The 16,462-nt window shown below is 37.5% G+C and carries 14 protein-coding genes; 6 read left to right on the forward strand and 8 right to left on the reverse strand.

The genetic code is table 11. The features are described 5' to 3' along the window. Positions 1–118 precede the first annotated feature (118 nt). The 4 genes from KXJ69_RS06865 to rluF all read left to right on the forward strand — a co-directional run bounded on the left by KXJ69_RS06865 (position 119) and on the right by rluF (position 5,077). Positions 119–832, forward strand: a complete 714-nt coding sequence (locus KXJ69_RS06865) for a class I SAM-dependent methyltransferase (RefSeq protein WP_219052252.1) — start codon at positions 119–121, stop codon at positions 830–832. A gap of 515 nt (positions 833–1,347) precedes the next feature. Further along, complete coding sequence (gene uvrB / locus KXJ69_RS06870) at positions 1,348–3,348, forward strand: excinuclease ABC subunit UvrB (RefSeq protein ID WP_219052253.1); 2,001 nt, start codon at positions 1,348–1,350, stop codon at positions 3,346–3,348. A gap of 68 nt (positions 3,349–3,416) precedes the next feature. Then, entirely contained in the window at positions 3,417–4,295 is an 879-nt protein-coding gene (gene glpQ / locus KXJ69_RS06875; RefSeq protein ID WP_219052254.1) for a glycerophosphodiester phosphodiesterase, read from the forward strand. Continuing rightward, entirely contained in the window at positions 4,295–5,077 is a 783-nt protein-coding gene (rluF, locus tag KXJ69_RS06880) for a 23S rRNA pseudouridine(2604) synthase RluF (protein WP_219052255.1), read from the forward strand. The genes glpQ and rluF overlap by 1 nt, the downstream gene beginning before the upstream one ends. Before the next feature lie 68 nt (positions 5,078–5,145). Here the strand turns inward: rluF and KXJ69_RS06885 are convergent, their stop codons facing one another. The 3 genes from KXJ69_RS06885 to sucC all read right to left on the reverse strand — a co-directional run bounded on the left by KXJ69_RS06885 (position 5,146) and on the right by sucC (position 7,382). Continuing rightward, positions 5,146–5,580 (reverse strand): Hsp20/alpha crystallin family protein, encoded by a 435-nt coding sequence (locus KXJ69_RS06885; protein WP_219052256.1) that lies wholly within the window; start codon positions 5,578–5,580, stop codon positions 5,146–5,148. Positions 5,581–5,712: 132 nt separating this feature from the next. Continuing rightward, entirely contained in the window at positions 5,713–6,111 is a 399-nt protein-coding gene (locus KXJ69_RS06890) for a tellurite resistance TerB family protein (RefSeq protein ID WP_219052257.1), read from the reverse strand. An 80-nt stretch (positions 6,112–6,191) separates the two neighbouring features. Beyond that, positions 6,192–7,382 carry an ADP-forming succinate--CoA ligase subunit beta gene (gene sucC, locus KXJ69_RS06895; protein ID WP_219052258.1) on the reverse strand — a complete coding sequence of 397 codons (1,191 nt, stop codon included), beginning with the start codon at positions 7,380–7,382 and terminating at the stop codon, positions 6,192–6,194. A gap of 154 nt (positions 7,383–7,536) precedes the next feature. On the opposite strand from sucC, the gene lysA reads away from it, so the two are divergent. Both lysA and KXJ69_RS06905 read left to right on the forward strand, forming a co-directional pair. After that, positions 7,537–8,742, forward strand: coding sequence for a diaminopimelate decarboxylase (gene lysA / locus KXJ69_RS06900; RefSeq protein WP_219052259.1), 1,206 nt, complete (start codon positions 7,537–7,539; stop codon positions 8,740–8,742). A 2-nt stretch (positions 8,743–8,744) separates the two neighbouring features. Beyond that, entirely contained in the window at positions 8,745–9,875 is a 1,131-nt protein-coding gene (locus KXJ69_RS06905) for a serine hydrolase (RefSeq protein WP_255571256.1), read from the forward strand. Here the strand turns inward: KXJ69_RS06905 and KXJ69_RS06910 are convergent, their stop codons facing one another. From KXJ69_RS06910 to yidC, 5 genes are all read right to left on the reverse strand, one after another. Further along, the gene (locus KXJ69_RS06910; RefSeq protein WP_219052260.1) at positions 9,876–10,820 is read right to left on the reverse strand and encodes an NAD(P)H-dependent flavin oxidoreductase; all 945 of its coding nucleotides are present in this window, start codon (positions 10,818–10,820) and stop codon (positions 9,876–9,878) included. It abuts the gene before it with no gap. Then, positions 10,820–12,439 carry a S8 family serine peptidase gene (locus KXJ69_RS06915; RefSeq protein WP_219052261.1) on the reverse strand — a complete coding sequence of 540 codons (1,620 nt, stop codon included), beginning with the start codon at positions 12,437–12,439 and terminating at the stop codon, positions 10,820–10,822. Before KXJ69_RS06915 ends, KXJ69_RS06910 begins: the two co-directional genes overlap by 1 nt. A 10-nt stretch (positions 12,440–12,449) precedes the next feature. Continuing rightward, positions 12,450–13,640, reverse strand: coding sequence for a tRNA 2-thiouridine(34) synthase MnmA (mnmA, locus tag KXJ69_RS06920; protein WP_219052262.1), 1,191 nt, complete (start codon positions 13,638–13,640; stop codon positions 12,450–12,452). Between the two features lie 40 nt (positions 13,641–13,680). Next, complete coding sequence (locus KXJ69_RS06925; RefSeq protein WP_219052263.1) at positions 13,681–14,367, reverse strand: toxin-antitoxin system YwqK family antitoxin; 687 nt, start codon at positions 14,365–14,367, stop codon at positions 13,681–13,683. 169 nt (positions 14,368–14,536) lie between these two features. Beyond that, positions 14,537–16,429, reverse strand: a complete 1,893-nt coding sequence (gene yidC / locus KXJ69_RS06930) for a membrane protein insertase YidC (RefSeq protein WP_219052264.1) — start codon at positions 16,427–16,429, stop codon at positions 14,537–14,539. Positions 16,430–16,462: the final 33 nt, after the last annotated feature.

The following is a 16,462-nucleotide window of genomic DNA, read 5'->3' on the forward strand; positions in this document are numbered from 1 at the left end:
CTACTTACGAAAATCTTCGTGGATTTTCTATTCGGTCTGTATTTGCTAAATTAGTTGCTGAGACACGCAACGAAATCATGCACAAAACCGTTCCCTGTAATTACTACGATACAAGCGTATGAAAGAAATCTACGAGACTAAATTTGTTGAAAAATTATTTGACAAAATGAGTAGTTCGTATGCTAACATGAATTACATAACCTCATTTGGATTTAGCGAAAGATGGAGGCGACAATGCATTGCAGAAATTGAAATCGACAAAGGAAAAACAGTGGTCGATTTAATGACTGGAATGGGAGAATGTTGGAAACATATTTTAAAAAAAACGGACAATGACGCAAAACTAATCGGACTTGACTTCTCAACAGAAATGATTAATCGTGCCAAAAAAAACAGTAAGAAGTTCAAAAAATCAACCATTGAAATTCTTAAAGAAAACGTTTTTGAAAACTCGATAGCGAATGAAACTGCCGATTTTATCGTATCTGGATTTGGATTAAAAACCTTTAATGATGAACAACTTAAAAAATTGGAAATCGAAATTAACCGAATACTTAAACCAAACGGGAAATTTTCACTTATTGAGGTTTCTGTTCCCAATAGTACATTTCTAAAACCATTTTTTATGTTTTACTTGAAACATGTGATTCCCATTATAGGAAAATTATTTCTTGGAAGTCCAGAGACATACAAAATGCTAGGAGTTTACACAGCAGAATTTGGTAACTCAAAAAATGTCTATCAAATTTTTAATAATCTAAAATTTGAAGTTGAATATATAGAATATTTTTATGGTTGTGCCAGTGGAATTAAAGGACGGAAAATAGCATAATTGTCTGGCAACAACGTTCCTACAATTCAACATCGGTTATCCAGTACTTAAATCTTCCAAAAGTGAATAGCATAGAGTTACAATTTTGAATGGTAACCTGAAGGACTTCTAGGAATAGTGTAGCGCCAAGCGAAAGTGCGTTTTTCGAAGAAAAAAGAGAGCATGTAGCGCAGGAGCAAACGGTGTTGCAATACAACAATTCCCTCAAGTCCTTCTTGACTTTCCTGCCTGCCGGCAGGCAGGTTTGGTTCAAGCTACGCTTGCAATCTTCGCATACATATCTATGTACGCTCGCTTGTGTGTCAAGACAAAAATGAACAAATAAAAAATTAATGATACACTTTTTTCTAGGCAATACAAAAAAGAAAATAGAAAAACCTACTCCATAGCTAAGCCCAGTCTAGTCCCAGTCAAAGCCCAGTCAAAGTCCAGTGTAAGTCCAGTGTAAGTCCAGTGTAAGTCCAGTGTAAGTACACCACTAATTTTCGTACCTTTGTAAGTCCTAAAAAAGATGAATGAAATTCCAAATTGTAAGCGATTTTACTCCTACGGGAGACCAACCCGAAGCCATTAAACAACTGGTCGTAGGACTTAAAAATGGCGAGGAACACCAAACCCTTTTGGGAGTTACGGGTAGTGGAAAAACCTTTACAATAGCGAATGTAGTACAGGAAGTGCAACGCCCTACCTTGGTACTCGCGCACAACAAAACCCTCGCGGCACAATTATACAGTGAGTTTAAGCAGTTTTTTCCTCATAATGCTGTAGAGTACTTTGTATCTTATTACGATTACTACCAGCCAGAAGCATACATCCCCAGCAGTGGTGTGTATATTGAAAAAGACCTTTCCATCAATGAGGAAATAGAGAAAATGCGATTGAGTACTACCTCTTCCCTCCTTTCGGGGCGACGTGATGTCTTGGTAGTCGCTTCGGTGTCGTGTTTATACGGTATCGGGAATCCTGTGGAGTTTCAGAAAAACATTATCGAACTCCACAAAGGGCAGATTATTTCTCGCACCAAGTTGCTGCATCAACTCGTACAAGGGCTGTATTCTCGCACCGAACTTGATTTCCACAATGGGCGCTTCCGAATTAAAGGGGATACCGTAGATGTGTATCCGGGGTATGCCGATAATGCTTTCAGAATTCACTTTTTTGGCGATGAAATTGAAGACATTGAAGCTTTCGACCCCCTCACGAACGAGATTATTGAAAAATACGAGCAACTCAATATCTACCCAGCCAATATGTTTGTGACCTCGCAGGACGTATTGCAGAATGCCATTAAAGACATTCAAGACGATTTACTGAAACAAGTAGAATATTTTAAGGAAATCGGAAAACACCTCGAAGCAAAACGCCTTGAGGAACGCACCAACTTTGACCTTGAAATGATAAAGGAATTGGGCTATTGCAGCGGCATTGAAAACTATTCGCGTTACCTCGATCAACGTTTACCGGGAACGCGTCCGTTCTGCTTATTGGATTTCTTCCCTAAGGATTTTTTAATGATTGTGGACGAAAGTCACGTATCCATTCCGCAGGTGGGTGCCATGTATGGCGGTGACCGTAGCCGTAAAGAAAACTTGGTTGAATACGGTTTCCGATTGCCTGCTGCTATGGATAATAGGCCTTTAAAATTTGAAGAATTTACTTCCATGCTCCATCAGGTAATCTATGTAAGCGCCACCCCCGCCGATTACGAATTGGAACAAAGTGGCGGTGTGTATGTGGAGCAAGTCATTCGCCCTACGGGCTTATTAGACCCACCGATTGAAGTACGCCCAAGTTTGAATCAGATTGATGATTTACTGGAGGAAATTCAGTTACGCGTTGAAAAAGACGAACGTGTGTTGGTCACCACGCTTACCAAGCGAATGGCAGAAGAATTAACCAAGTATATGGCCCGTATTAACATTCGTTGTCGCTATATTCACAGCGATGTGGATACCCTAGAACGAGTCGAAATTATGCAGGATTTACGCCTTGGGTTATTTGATGTTTTGGTGGGTGTTAATCTCCTACGTGAAGGGTTAGACTTGCCCGAAGTGTCACTGGTGGCAATCCTTGATGCCGATAAAGAAGGCTTTTTACGCAGTGCCCGATCCCTTACGCAAACGGTAGGTCGTGCAGCACGTCACCTCAACGGAAAAGCCATCATGTATGCCGATAAAATTACCAAAAGTATGCAAGCAACCATCGACGGTACGGAATACCGCCGAAGCAAGCAAATAGCGTATAACAAAGCAAACAATATTACACCAACCGCTATTATAAAGTCATTGGAAAATTCTTTGACCAAAAAGAAAACCGATGCCTATACTTTTGACACTGCCGAAATTTTAGCTGCGGAAGAAAATGCGAAATACTTAACCAAACCTCAGATTGAAAAGAAAATCCGTGACACGAGAAAGGAAATGGAGAAAGCTGCTAAAGACCTAGATTTTATGATGGCTGCCAAGCTTCGAGATAAGATAAAATCATTTCAAAAGCAATTGCAGGAATTGGCATAAAGCAACTCGTTTTAACTTTGCTTACCTTTAGTCTTTGAAATTGTCAACCGCCACAAAAAAGCTCAACTATGGATGCTAAAATCGTCATAGCGCATCGAGGTGCCTCGGGATATCTTCCCGAGCATACCCTACCAGCCAAAGCCATGGCGTATGCGATGCATCCTGATTATTTGGAGCAAGATGTGGTGTTAAGCAAAGACGATGTGCCTATCGTGATTCACGATATCCATTTGGATGCAGTAACCAATATTGCTGAACTATTTCCTAACAGAAAACGCAAAGACGGACGCTATTACGTCATCGATTTCACTTTTGAAGAATTAAAAACACTCAGTGTGGTGGAGCGATTTAACTTGGAAACAGGAGAAATTGTGTTTCCGAAGCGCTTTCCAAAAGGGAAATCACGATTTGGACTGCATTCCTTTCAAGAAGAAATTGAATTGATTCAAGGTCTGAATAAAAGTACGGGTAACAACATTGGTATCTATCCTGAAATAAAAGAACCTGCCTTCCACCGAAAGGAAGGAAAAGAAATTTCAGAAATAGTTCTGAAAGTACTTTCGGATTATGGCTATACAACCAAAAAAGACCCTTGTATATTGCAGTGTTTTGATGCTTCGGAATTACAGCGTATTCGCAAGGAATTAAAAAGCGACTTATTTCTCGTGCAATTGATGGAGTTTGAAAATGAGATTCCATTTATTCCACAATTTGCTGAATATGCAGACGGAATAGGACCTTGGATAAACTTGCTTAACGATGGAAACTTGATGCAATTGGCTAAAGACAATAACTTAATGGTACACGCCTACACCCTTCGAAAAGATGACTTGCCAACGGGGGGAACTTTTTCCGAAGTATTAAAAGAAGTCCTGTTTAAGCATAATGTTGACGGAGTTTTTACCGATCACCCAGATTCCGTAATTCAATTTATAAAAAATAATTAATGGCACATCATCCAGATTCAACACGACTTAATAAAGCCATTAGCGATAGCGGATTTTGCTCTCGCCGTCAAGCCGACACCTATATTGAAAAGGGGTTAGTAACTGTCAATGGTGAAGTCGCTACCTTGGGCGACCGCGCGATGCCAGGTGATGAGATTCGAGTAGAGGGAAAACTCATCACCGAAAATGACAATTTGGTGTATATCGCTCTCAATAAACCTGTGGGCATTACGTGTACAACCGATACTCGAGTAAAAGGAAATGTCGTTGATTTTATCAATCACAAAGAACGTATTTTCCACATTGGAAGGCTAGACAAACCCAGTGAAGGCTTGCTTTTAATGACGAATGACGGTGATATCGTTAACAAAATACTTCGGGCTGGCAATGACCACGAAAAGGAATACATCGTAAAAGTAGATCGACCCATTACCGATGATTTTATCAACCGAATGCGCAATGGAATTTATTTGGAAGAATTGGAAACAGTAACAAAAAAATGTACTGTAGAAAAAATAAGTCGGTTTGTGTTTCGGATTGTATTAGTTCAAGGATTGAATCGTCAAATTAGACGCATGTGTGAATATCTGGAATACGAAGTAGTTTCGTTACAACGTATTCGTATTATGAATATTAAATTAGGAAATTTACCCGTTGGAAAATGGCGTGACTTAACAAAAGAAGAACTTAAAGGACTTCGGGATTCTATTAAGGATTCGGAAAATAGTTCCTTTGTAGATGTACAAGAAAAAAAGACGCAGGGAAAACGGAGAAATCGATAAAAAAAATAACCGCGCACCGATTGAGGAGTGCGCGGTCTTTTCAACTAACTAACCAAATTTAATTTCAATTATGAAATCTCAACCATGCGTTTAATATTTTTTGCTTCTTCTACTTTAGGAAGCGCAATGCTTACTATTCCGTGGTCATAATTTGCTTGGATTTTATCCACATTTATGAGTTCTGGAAGTGTAAACGATCTTTCAAAACTTGAAAAGTTGAACTCTTTATGAGTAAATTTTACACCTTCCTTATCTTCTGTGTTTTCTTCTTCCGAAGTCTTTTTTGAAGAAACTTTAAGTAGGTTTTTTTCAACTTCTATAGCAATATCTTCTTTTTTCAAACCCGGTACCGCTAATTCGATTACAAAGGTCGAAAAATCTTCCTTAATATTAACTAAAGGAATGCTAAATCTTTCATAATTAATTGAATCTAACCTGTTTTCAGGAAATAATTCATCCATTATGCTTGGCAACCATGGGTTACTTTTTCTAACTATTTTCATGACTTTTTATTGTTTGGATTACACTTTTTAACATTCTATATGCAAATGCAGTTCCAAATCATAAAAACAGTCATTCTGTCTTGTTTATCAGGCAATTACAAGACATTTTGTCCTAAATGAAAGAATTTGAATTTAATTATAGTAAGATTGAAAAATCGCTACAAGCTCTTGAGAAGGGATTATTTTATCTTCATACTCATTCATTCGTATCAAGATAGTATCTATTGCACCGGGTCGTATGCCCATTTTAAGACCAAAGTTTCGCAGGGCAATCACTTCTGACTCATGAGCTACTTTATCAACATTCATGACCATTAGTAACTTATGAAAATGCGTGATTCGTTCCATTTCTGAAAAAAGAGGAGAAGATGGTTCTGGGTGAGTGAATAATTCATCAATATCTTGAGTTGTTAACCCCATACGAGCACCAATTCTGTGAATAAAATCATATTCTGAAGAATCTATTTTACCATCAGCATTGGCAATATAGATTAAGTCACTAAGCAACGATTTTTGGTTCGAATTATTCATATTGCAATACTAGTAAATTTTGATTAATTTCTACAAAAAAGCCCCAAAATGGGGCTCTTCAATATTAAATATCCTTTTTATTATGAAAGTACCGCTTGTACTTTATCTGCTGCTTCTTGAAACTCAATAGCAGATTGTACGTCCAATCCACTGTTATCAATTAATTCTTTGGCGATATCTGCATTGGTTCCTTGCAATCTTACGATAATGGGTACATTGATTGTTCCCATATTCTTATAAGCGTCCACAATTCCCTGAGCTACTCTGTCACAACGAACAATTCCTCCAAAAATATTCACCAATATGGCTTTTACATTTGGATCCTTTAAAATTAATTTAAAGGCAGTTTCGACGCGTTCAGCATCGGCAGTTCCTCCCACGTCAAGAAAGTTAGCTGGTTCTCCACCCGCTTGTTTAATTAAGTCCATAGTTGCCATAGCTAATCCAGCACCATTTACCATACAACCTACATTTCCATCAAGGTCTACATAGTTTAATCCCGCCTCTTTAGCTTCGACTTCAATAGGATTTTCTTCGCGCAAATCACGCATATACGCATAATCCTTATGTCGGAACAACGCATTATCATCTAAGGTTACTTTCGCGTCTACCGCAATTACTTTATCATCACTAGTTTTTAACACGGGATTTATTTCGAATAAAGAAGCGTCCGCTTCGGTATAGGCTTTATAAAGTGCTGTAACAAACTTGGTCATTTCTTTAAAAGCTTGTCCACTTAGTCCTAAATTAAAAGCCACTTTTCTAGCCTGAAAAGGCAATAATCCTTGCGTAGGGTCTATTTCTTCAGTAAAAATTAAATGAGGTGTTTTTTCGGCCACCGCTTCAATATCCATTCCGCCTTCGGTAGAATACATAATCATATTCTTTCCAGTAGCGCGATTTAACAACACGCTCATATAGTACTCTTCTGGCTCGTTGTCGCCTGGATAATATACATCTTCGGCAATTAATACTTGATGCACTTTTTTCCCCTCGGCGCTTGTTTGTGGGGTAATAAGGTTCATCCCTATAATCTGACCCGAAAGTTTTTCTACTTCTTCAAGGCTTTTAGCAAGTTTAACACCGCCTCCTTTTCCACGTCCGCCTGCATGTACCTGTGCTTTTATTACGTGCCAACTTGTACCTGTTTCTTCAGTTAGTTTTCTTGCCGCCACAACAGCTTCCTCGGGAGTTTGAGCAACCACACCTCTTTGAATTGCTACGCCAAAACTACTTAATATTTCTTTTCCTTGGTATTCGTGTAAATTCATTTTTGATCTGTTTTTTCAGAACCACAAAAGTAATAAATGTTGCTGTGAATTGTGGTATGTTTTCAGATTTATGAAAGGGATAGAAGAAGTTTCTGATTTTTAGAGGGAAATTTTATTTCATCCTACTTATTTTTACACATTAATTAAAAAGAAAATGACTCATCAAGACCTTTTATCTATTGTTAGGGAATATGAAAGCCCCATTTATGTATATGACGCTTCAAAAATGGAAGCTCAGTATAAACGTTTAAGTAGTGCTTTTTCGAAAGTAAAAAAGGTAAAGATTAATTATGCTGTTAAAGCACTCTCAAATATTTCGGTGCTTAAATTATTGCATTCTTTTGGAGCGGGTATGGATACTGTTTCAATACAGGAAGTAAAATTGGCTTTGGATGCAGGTGTTCCTGCTGAAAAAATTATCTATACCCCCAACGGAGTTTCTCTTGAAGAAATTGAAAAAGCAGCGCAGTTAGGGGTTCAAATAAATATTGACAATCTTTCCATTTTGGAACAATTTGGGACACGGCATCCTAAAACTCCCGTGTGTATTCGTGTTAATCCGCATGTGATGGCGGGTGGAAATACCAATATCTCTGTTGGTCATATTGACAGTAAATTTGGAATTTCCATCCATCAAATGCCACATATAAAAAGAATTGTGGAAAATACCAAAATGACTATTAACGGTATTCACATGCATACAGGTAGTGATATTTTAGACATTGATGTGTTTTTATACGCTTCGGAAATTTTATTTGAAGCCGCCAAAAATTTTAAAAACCTCGAATTTATTGATTTTGGAAGCGGATTTAAGGTCCCATACAAGGCTGGAGATATCGAGACCAACATAGAAGAATTTGGCGAAAAACTCACAGAACGATTCAATTTATTTTGCAAAAATTATGGTAAAGAGTTGACGCTAGCCTTTGAGCCAGGTAAATTTTTGGTTAGTGAAGCTGGAAAGTTTTTAGTAAAAGTAAATGTGGTAAAGCAAACTACTTCAACTGTTTTTGCACAAGTAGACAGTGGTTTTAATCACTTAATTCGCCCTATGCTTTATGGGAGTCAGCACGAAATTGAGAACATAAGTAACCCTAATGGAAAGGAACGTTTTTACAGCGTGGTAGGTTATATTTGTGAAACCGATACCTTCGCCAATAACCGCCGTATTTCTGAAATTAGGGAAGGGGATATTTTATCTTTTAGCAATGCTGGAGCCTATTGTTTTACCATGGCAAGTAATTACAATTCTCGGTACCGCCCAGCTGAAGTATTATGGCATAAAGACAAAGCACACCTCATTCGAAAAAGAGAAACCTTTGAGGATTTGGTAAAAAACCAACTCATTTTTGACCTTTAAATTTGAATTATTTCAAAATAATATCACCTATCCTTCTAACTTTTCTGATTGTTTCCTGTAAACAACCCGAAATTTCTCCAATAGAAAAAGTATTGTGGAGTGCTCATCCCGCCATGTTAAAAGTCTTGCACGACCCTAATTATTTTGAAATTCAGATTCAATATTCTGAGATAAATAGAGACACTACAGGAAAAGTCTATTTTGTGGATTATGATTTCAGAAATAATCCTGACGCCTATTTTTACCCAGCAAGCACAGTCAAATTACCTGTAGCTATTTTGGCAGCTGAATACTTAGATAGTATTTCAAGTGTAGGTATCACCACATCCTATAAGATAAAGGGGGATAGTGTTCTTCATACGGTGGAGGACGATATTCGGCAGATTTTTTCGGTAAGTGATAATGAGGCTTATAATAGATTGTATGAACTTTTGGGCAGAGATTATATTAATGCTAAACTAGACAGCAAAGGAATTTCTCCTATGAGAATTTCGCATCGTTTGGCAATTGAAAATGCTGGAAGACAACAAAGAGATACCTTGGTTTTTTACACTGAAAGGGATACCTTGTATTTGGGTGGTGGAAAAGATTCAATTATTGAAAACCTACAAATAAAGAAACTACAAAAAGGAATTGGCTTTATGCGAGATGGGGCTCTTGTGAACGAGCCCATGGATTTTTCTGAAAAAAACTACTTCCCTATCGAAGCGCAGCACAAATTAATGAAACGACTTTTTTTTCCAGAAGTATTTTCAGAAAATGAACGCTTCAGCATTTCAGAAAACACATTGAATCGTATTAAAAAAAATATGCATTCTGTACCTCGCAAAAGCGGCTATAAGGAAGATGAGTTTTACGATAGTTATGGAAAATTCTTTCTTTATGGAGATTCCAAGGATCGCATTCCAGAGCAATTCAAAATATATAATAAAGTAGGATATGCCTATGGCACACTTACGGAAACTGCTTATATCGTTGATGAAAAAGCTGGTATTGAATTTTTACTAACAGCTACCATTTTGGTGAATAAAAATGAAATTTTTAACGATGACACATATGAATATGAAGAAATTGGGATTCCCTTTTTAGCACAATTAGGGAGAGAAATTTATTTACAGGAACACGAAAAGTAATTAGAAAAGATTAGAAACTTCTTTTTTGGCCAACTCATATTCTTTTAGCATATCATGTAAAATAGTAGCAGCTGGTTTTATATCATGAATGAGTCCGGCAATTTGCCCAATTTCTAATTCTCCTTCTTCTAAATCCCCTTCAAACATTCCTTTTTTGGCGCGAGCGCGTCCTAGAAGTGCTTTTAAATCATCCACTGTTGGACTTTTTTTATAGAGTTCTTTAACGTCTTGATAAAATTTATTTTTAATCAATCGCACAGGCGCTAATTCTTTCAGTGTAAGCTCGGTATCACCTTCTTTGGCATTCACTACTACTTCTTTAAAGGCCGGATGAGCGCTGCTCTCCTCCGAAGCGACAAATCGGCTACCCACTTGCACTCCATCGGCTCCTAAAATCATGGCAGCAAGCATTCCTCTACCAGTGGCAATTCCGCCAGCCGCAATAAGGGGTACGGATATTTGTTCGCGAACCATAGGGATTAAAGTAAATGTGGTTGTTTCTTCTCTTCCGTTATGTCCGCCTGCCTCAAAACCCTCGGCAACCACTGCATCTACACCCGCTTCTTGCGCTTTAAGTGCAAACTTTACACTACTTACTACGTGAACAACAGTGATTCCGTTTTCTTTTAAGTGGGCAGTATACGTTTTCGGATTTCCCGCAGAAGTAAATACTATCTTCACCCCTTCGTCAATAATAATATCGATAATTTCCTGAAGGTTGGGGTATAACATAGGTACATTGACCCCAAAAGGTTTATCGGTTGCTTTTTTACATTTCTGAACGTGTTCCCGAAGTACTTCGGGATACATAGAGCCAGCCCCTAACAAGCCTAATCCACCAGCATTACTAACAGCACTGGCTAATCGCCAACCGCTATTCCAAATCATCCCAGCTTGAATAATGGGATATTGGATTCCAAAAAGCTGGGTAATATTATTTGGCACTATTGCTTAATAATTTTGAAAGAGTTTTTTGTTTCTTCTGCAATAACAGTAGCAATATAAATCCCTTGTGGTAAAGAAGAAAGCATCACTTGGTTGCCAGAAGCCGTTACTTGAGTCCTCATCACTTCCTTTCCTAAAATATTATACAACGTAATTTCAGCATTGGTAACATTTTGAGGGAACGAAATATTTAAAATATCCTTAACTGGATTAGGATATACGGCAAAATTATTGTTCAAAAATTGATCTTCGATTCCAAGGTTATGCAACGCATTGTAAGCATCTCTAAAATTGGCTACACCATAACCCATTTCATCTGTTGGATTATTATAAATGCTAGCTGTTTCACGAACAATCTGCATAATTTCATAATTTTTTGCATCGGGTTTAGATTGCCATAAGCAGGTTACTGCCCCTGCTAAAATAGGAGAACTAAAAGAAGTCCCATTGCTAAAATCGACCGTCCCATTTTCCCGTATTACAGCTGAACCTTGGCCTTGAGCCATCACATCAGGTTTAATTCTTCCGTCTACCGTAGGCCCTCTAGAACTAAAGGATGCATAATTGCCCGCGGCATTTACCGCACCGACAGCTAATAATCCAATGGCGTCTGCTGGTGTTGCAACAGTTCCAAAACCATTACCAGCATTCCCTGCAGAAGTAACTAAAATCATCCCTTTTTCAAAAGCTATGTTGGCCCCTCTTGCCGCAAAAGTGGTTACACCGTTTAAGTCTTCATAGGTGTGAGTGTAATTAGGATTATCGTATTCTTGATACCCCAAAGAGGTATTGATAACGTCCACCCCTAGACTATCTGCTCTTTCGAGCGCCTCTACATACCAGGCTTCCTCACGAGGATTTTCGTCGGGTCCATATTCAGTTCTAAAAAGATAGAGTGAAGCATTAGGTGCTGTACCCACAAATTGATTCTCTAAAAACCCAACTATATCACTAGTTGTATTTACACCATGTTGTCCTGTACCCTCTACATTTGTAGTTCGACTAAAAAAATCGAAAGTCCCTAAGAGTCGGTTATTATTAACAACGTGTGAAAATGCTGGATTAGTAGCAAAATTTGGAAAACCAGAATCTGTCACTCCAATAATCATCCCTTCTCCTGTAAAATCTAATTCGTGCAGGTAGTCGCCTTCTATCATTTCAATCTGATTTGCGGCTGCCCCATAATTATATTCAATTCTTGAAGTTTGATTTTCAATTGTAAATTTATCTTGAGCCGTTCCTACTGGGTTAGGAAAATTTAAATCTTTATCTGCCCATTCAATATCTGCTACAAAGGAAAGATTTAAAAGAGCTTCAATATCTGGCATAGTTCCTTGTACATACACACAATTCATCCATTTAGATTTTGCCCAATACGTAATCCCAGATGCATTCTTTATTTGAGTGACATACGCTTCTGTAACAGGAACATCTCGTTCGTCAATAAGGACTTCATGAAGCAATTTTCTATCTACGGCCTCTTGCGTTAAAATCGTTAAGGGATTATCGATCGAAAATTGCACATTTTCTTTATCTGCAAAAAACACCCATGCATCTTGTATCTGTGCATTCCCAAATTGAAAAACAAAGACCAAAACTAATAATACTACTTTTTTCATATACTTTTTTTTAGGAAATAACTCCACTACCAACTAATTCATCACCTTGATACCATGCAACAAATTGCCCTTCGGTGATCGCAGATTGTGGCTTTTCAAATATAACATATAAACCTGAAAGCGTTTTATATAATGTTGCTTTTTCAAGTGGTTGACGATACCGAATTCTAGCTTTTATGTCCATAGTTTCATCTATTTGCAATGCTAAATCCTCACGAATCCAATGCAACTCATCATCTTTTACAAAAAGACCTCTTCGGTATAATCCCGGATGATCTTTACCCTGCCCTGTATAAATGATGTTTTCTTTAACATCTGTGTCAATAACAAAGAGGGGTTCTTTGGTTCCACCAACGGCCAGTCCTTTGCGTTGTCCTTTTGTAAAAAAGTGCGCTCCTTGATGTTTCCCAATTACTTTTCCATCCTTCAATTTATAGGAATACTTTTCTGAAAGAAACCGAATTTGCTCCGCTTCGGAAGTAAATTCTGGCGTTGTTTTTCCATATTCCGAAAACGCTGAAGGTACCTCAACTATCAACCCTTCTTTGGGCTTCAATTGTTGTTGTAAAAAATCTGGAAGACGAACTTTCCCTATAAAGCACAAGCCTTGGGAATCCTTTTTTTCTGCTGTAACTAAATTTTGTTCTGTAGCTATTTTACGTACTTCAGGCTTTTGCAATTCACCAATAGGAAATAAAGTCTTCGCCAATTGTTCTTGCGATAACTGACATAAAAAATAAGATTGGTCTTTATTGGGATCTTTTCCCGAAAGCAATTGATAGACTTCTTTTCCCTCTTTTTCAATCGTTCCTTTTCTGCAATAATGTCCTGTAGCTACATAATCTGCACCCAAATTTAGTGCGATTTTCATAAATACATCAAATTTGATTTCTCGGTTACACAACACATCGGGGTTGGGTGTGCGTCCCATTTCGTATTCGTGAAACATATAGTCCACAATACGTTCTTTATATTGCTCACTTAAATCGATCGTTTGAAAGGGAATTCCGAGTTTTTCGGCCACTAACATAGCGTCATTGCTATCTTCTAACCATGGACACTCGTCTGAAATGGTCACAGAATCATCATGCCAGTTTTTCATAAACAAGCCAATGACCTCATATCCTTGTTCTTTTAAAAGATATGCAGCAACACTGGAGTCCACACCTCCACTTAATCCTACGACAACTCGTTTCTTCATCTTGATTATAGGACGGTAAAGTTATAAAATACTTACGCGATTATCCTTTTTTGAGTGGTTTAGGGTAAATTTCTTCCATTTCGAGTTGGCCATTTTTGTAGTATTTCCAAAGCCCATGTTTCTTTCCTTGCCTGTAATTTCCTTCAATTACTACAACACCAAAAGCGTCATAATAAATAGCAGCACCTTCCAATTGATCGTTACGATACTGAAGTTTTTTAATCAAAACCCCCTCTGGAGAATAGTATAAATTTTCACCTTCCTTTATTCCATTGACATAGGTAATTTCTTCAGTTACTTTGCCATCTGGATAATAGGTAGTTTGTTTCCCGTGGAGTTTTCCGTCTTTATAAAACTCACGACTCATGACTTGTTTGGACTTTTCATGATAGGCAACCCACTCTCCTTCACGTTCTTTATCAATCATCTTTCCTTCACTAACCAATTTCCCTTTTATGGTAAAATATTGCACCCAAGCCGAGTCATCTTTGTCATTAAAAGTGCTTACCACTGATGGCTGTTTCCCACATTCTTCACAGTAAAATTTGAAGACACCCACTTCCTTTCCATGATTAAAAGCACCTTCATATCGAATCTGTTGTGTTCCAGGAAAGGTTTTTTTCCAAACCCCATGACGCTTCCCATTGGCATCCATTTGATTTATTGATTCTTGTGCACAAAGTGAAGAACCAAATAAAATAATGTAAATATAAAGGGTGTATTTCATTGTTACTATTTTTAATTAGCTAACGAAATGCCCCTAAAGAAATTTTATAAATCCAACGAAGATTTAAAAAAAAGGCATTCCATCTTCCCATTTATCAAATGTTTTATATAGATGAAATAAAACTTTCAAAAATTGTACCGAAGCATTTTCAATAAAACTAAATGCTTTACTACTTTTTATTTTTTTGTTGTGCTTTTTTCTGAGCTTCAGCTTGCTCCATCATTTCAGCCATTTTTCGCTGAAAACGATTTTGCTTTTTAGGCTTTTTCTTGTTTACCTGAATCTTAGCGTGAATCTTATCCTCATCAATAATAAAATTCTTAATCACTACCATAATTCCTATAGTAATCAAGTTTGAAGTTAAATAATACACCGAAAGTCCACTCGCATAGTTATTGAAGAAAACCAACATAAAGAGCGGTGATAAGTACATTAAAAACTTCATATTAGGCATCCCTGGTTGCTGCTGTTGCTGCATGGTAGATCCCATACTCATCATCATATACACAAAGATGGCTATAGAAGCTAATATTGGGAAAAGACTAACATGGTCTCCATAAAAGGGAATATGAAAAGGAAGTTCTGCCACCACATCGTAACTCGCTAAATCATCTGCCCAAAGGAAACTTTTTTGTCGTAAATCGAATGCCGTTGGAAAGAAGGTAAACAACGCATAAAAGACAGGAATTTGTAACAAAGCTGGCAAACATCCCTTTAACGGACTCGCTCCTGCTATGTTTTGAAGTTTGAGGGTTTCTTGCTGAATCTTCATGTTATTGCCTTCGTACTTCTTTTTTATTTCATCCAATTCTGGTTTTAATACCTTCAATTTTGCCTGAGAAACATACTGTTTGTATTGTACAGGTGACAACAATAATTTGAATAAAATGGTCAATACAATAATCGCTATTCCAGCAGGGAACCAATCACTTAGCAAACTAAATACTGGAATAATAAGGTATTTGTTTAAGAAACCAAACAGCCCCCATCCTAAGGGCATCGCCTCATCTAGATTTCTATCGTAGGTTTTAAAAATTTGGTAATCCGTTGGTCCGTAGTACATATTCATGTCATATGCCAACGCTCCCCCTTTGGGCTCCAGTAACATTCTAGCACCGTATTTTTTGGTGAAAAGAGTATCCACTTCTTCATCCTTCACTAAGTCCTCGGAAGTGAACTTTACTTCTTTAAAAGCAGTATCGGTTAAAATCATAGAGCTAAAAAAGTGTTGACGGAAATTTAACCAAGTGACATCAACTTCGGTCTCTTCATCCTCTCCAGTAGGAGAAAGTTTACTGTGGTCATCCCCATTTTCGAACTCATAGGTAAGTCGTGTGTAGCGGTTTTCGTAGGAGATACTTTTCGCCTGACGGTAGCCTTTATAATTCCAATCCAAATACATAGGTTGGGAGGCATCTATTACACCATCCAATCCTTGCGTTCTTAGATTAAAATCAAGCATATACTCGCCTGGTTTTAACTCGTAACGATACTCTATATAAGCACTTTCGGAAGTTTTTAACTTCATAGAAAGTACTTGATTTTCTCCATTTTTGGATATCCTTGGTTCAAAAAATAAATCACGGGTATTTAGTAATCTATTTTCTGCCGAAAACTGAAGATTGAAATCGTTATTTCCATCTTTTATAAGATATACAGGCTCGCCACGGTATTGTGTTTGGTCTTTTAATTTTGCCTCAACAATGAAGCCTCCTTTATTACTTACGGTTAATTGTAATACATCATTTTCAACAATGGTAGTACCCTCCTTTGCTGAAGGTAACGTACTTGAATACGCAAAAGAGCCAAGTCTGTTTTGCAATTCTGAAATAGCTAAAGAATCGGATGTATTTACCGTATTTTCTGTTGTTATTGAAGATTCAAACACAGGAGTATTTTGAATATCTGAAGTTGTGGATTCTTCAACAACCTGTTCGGTCTTTGCTTTTTCGGCTTCAATCTCTTCAGGAGTTGGCTGGTTTTGATAAAGCATCCATAAAAGGATTCCTCCAATCAATAAAAATCCGATTAACGTATTGAGGTCAAATTTTTTTTCTTCCATATAATTAAAATTAGAGGTTGATTGACATCCCCC

The sequence above is a fragment of the Halomarinibacterium sedimenti genome, from assembly GCF_019312585.1.
GTDB classification, from domain to species: Bacteria; Bacteroidota; Bacteroidia; order Flavobacteriales; family Flavobacteriaceae; genus Halomarinibacterium; species Halomarinibacterium sedimenti.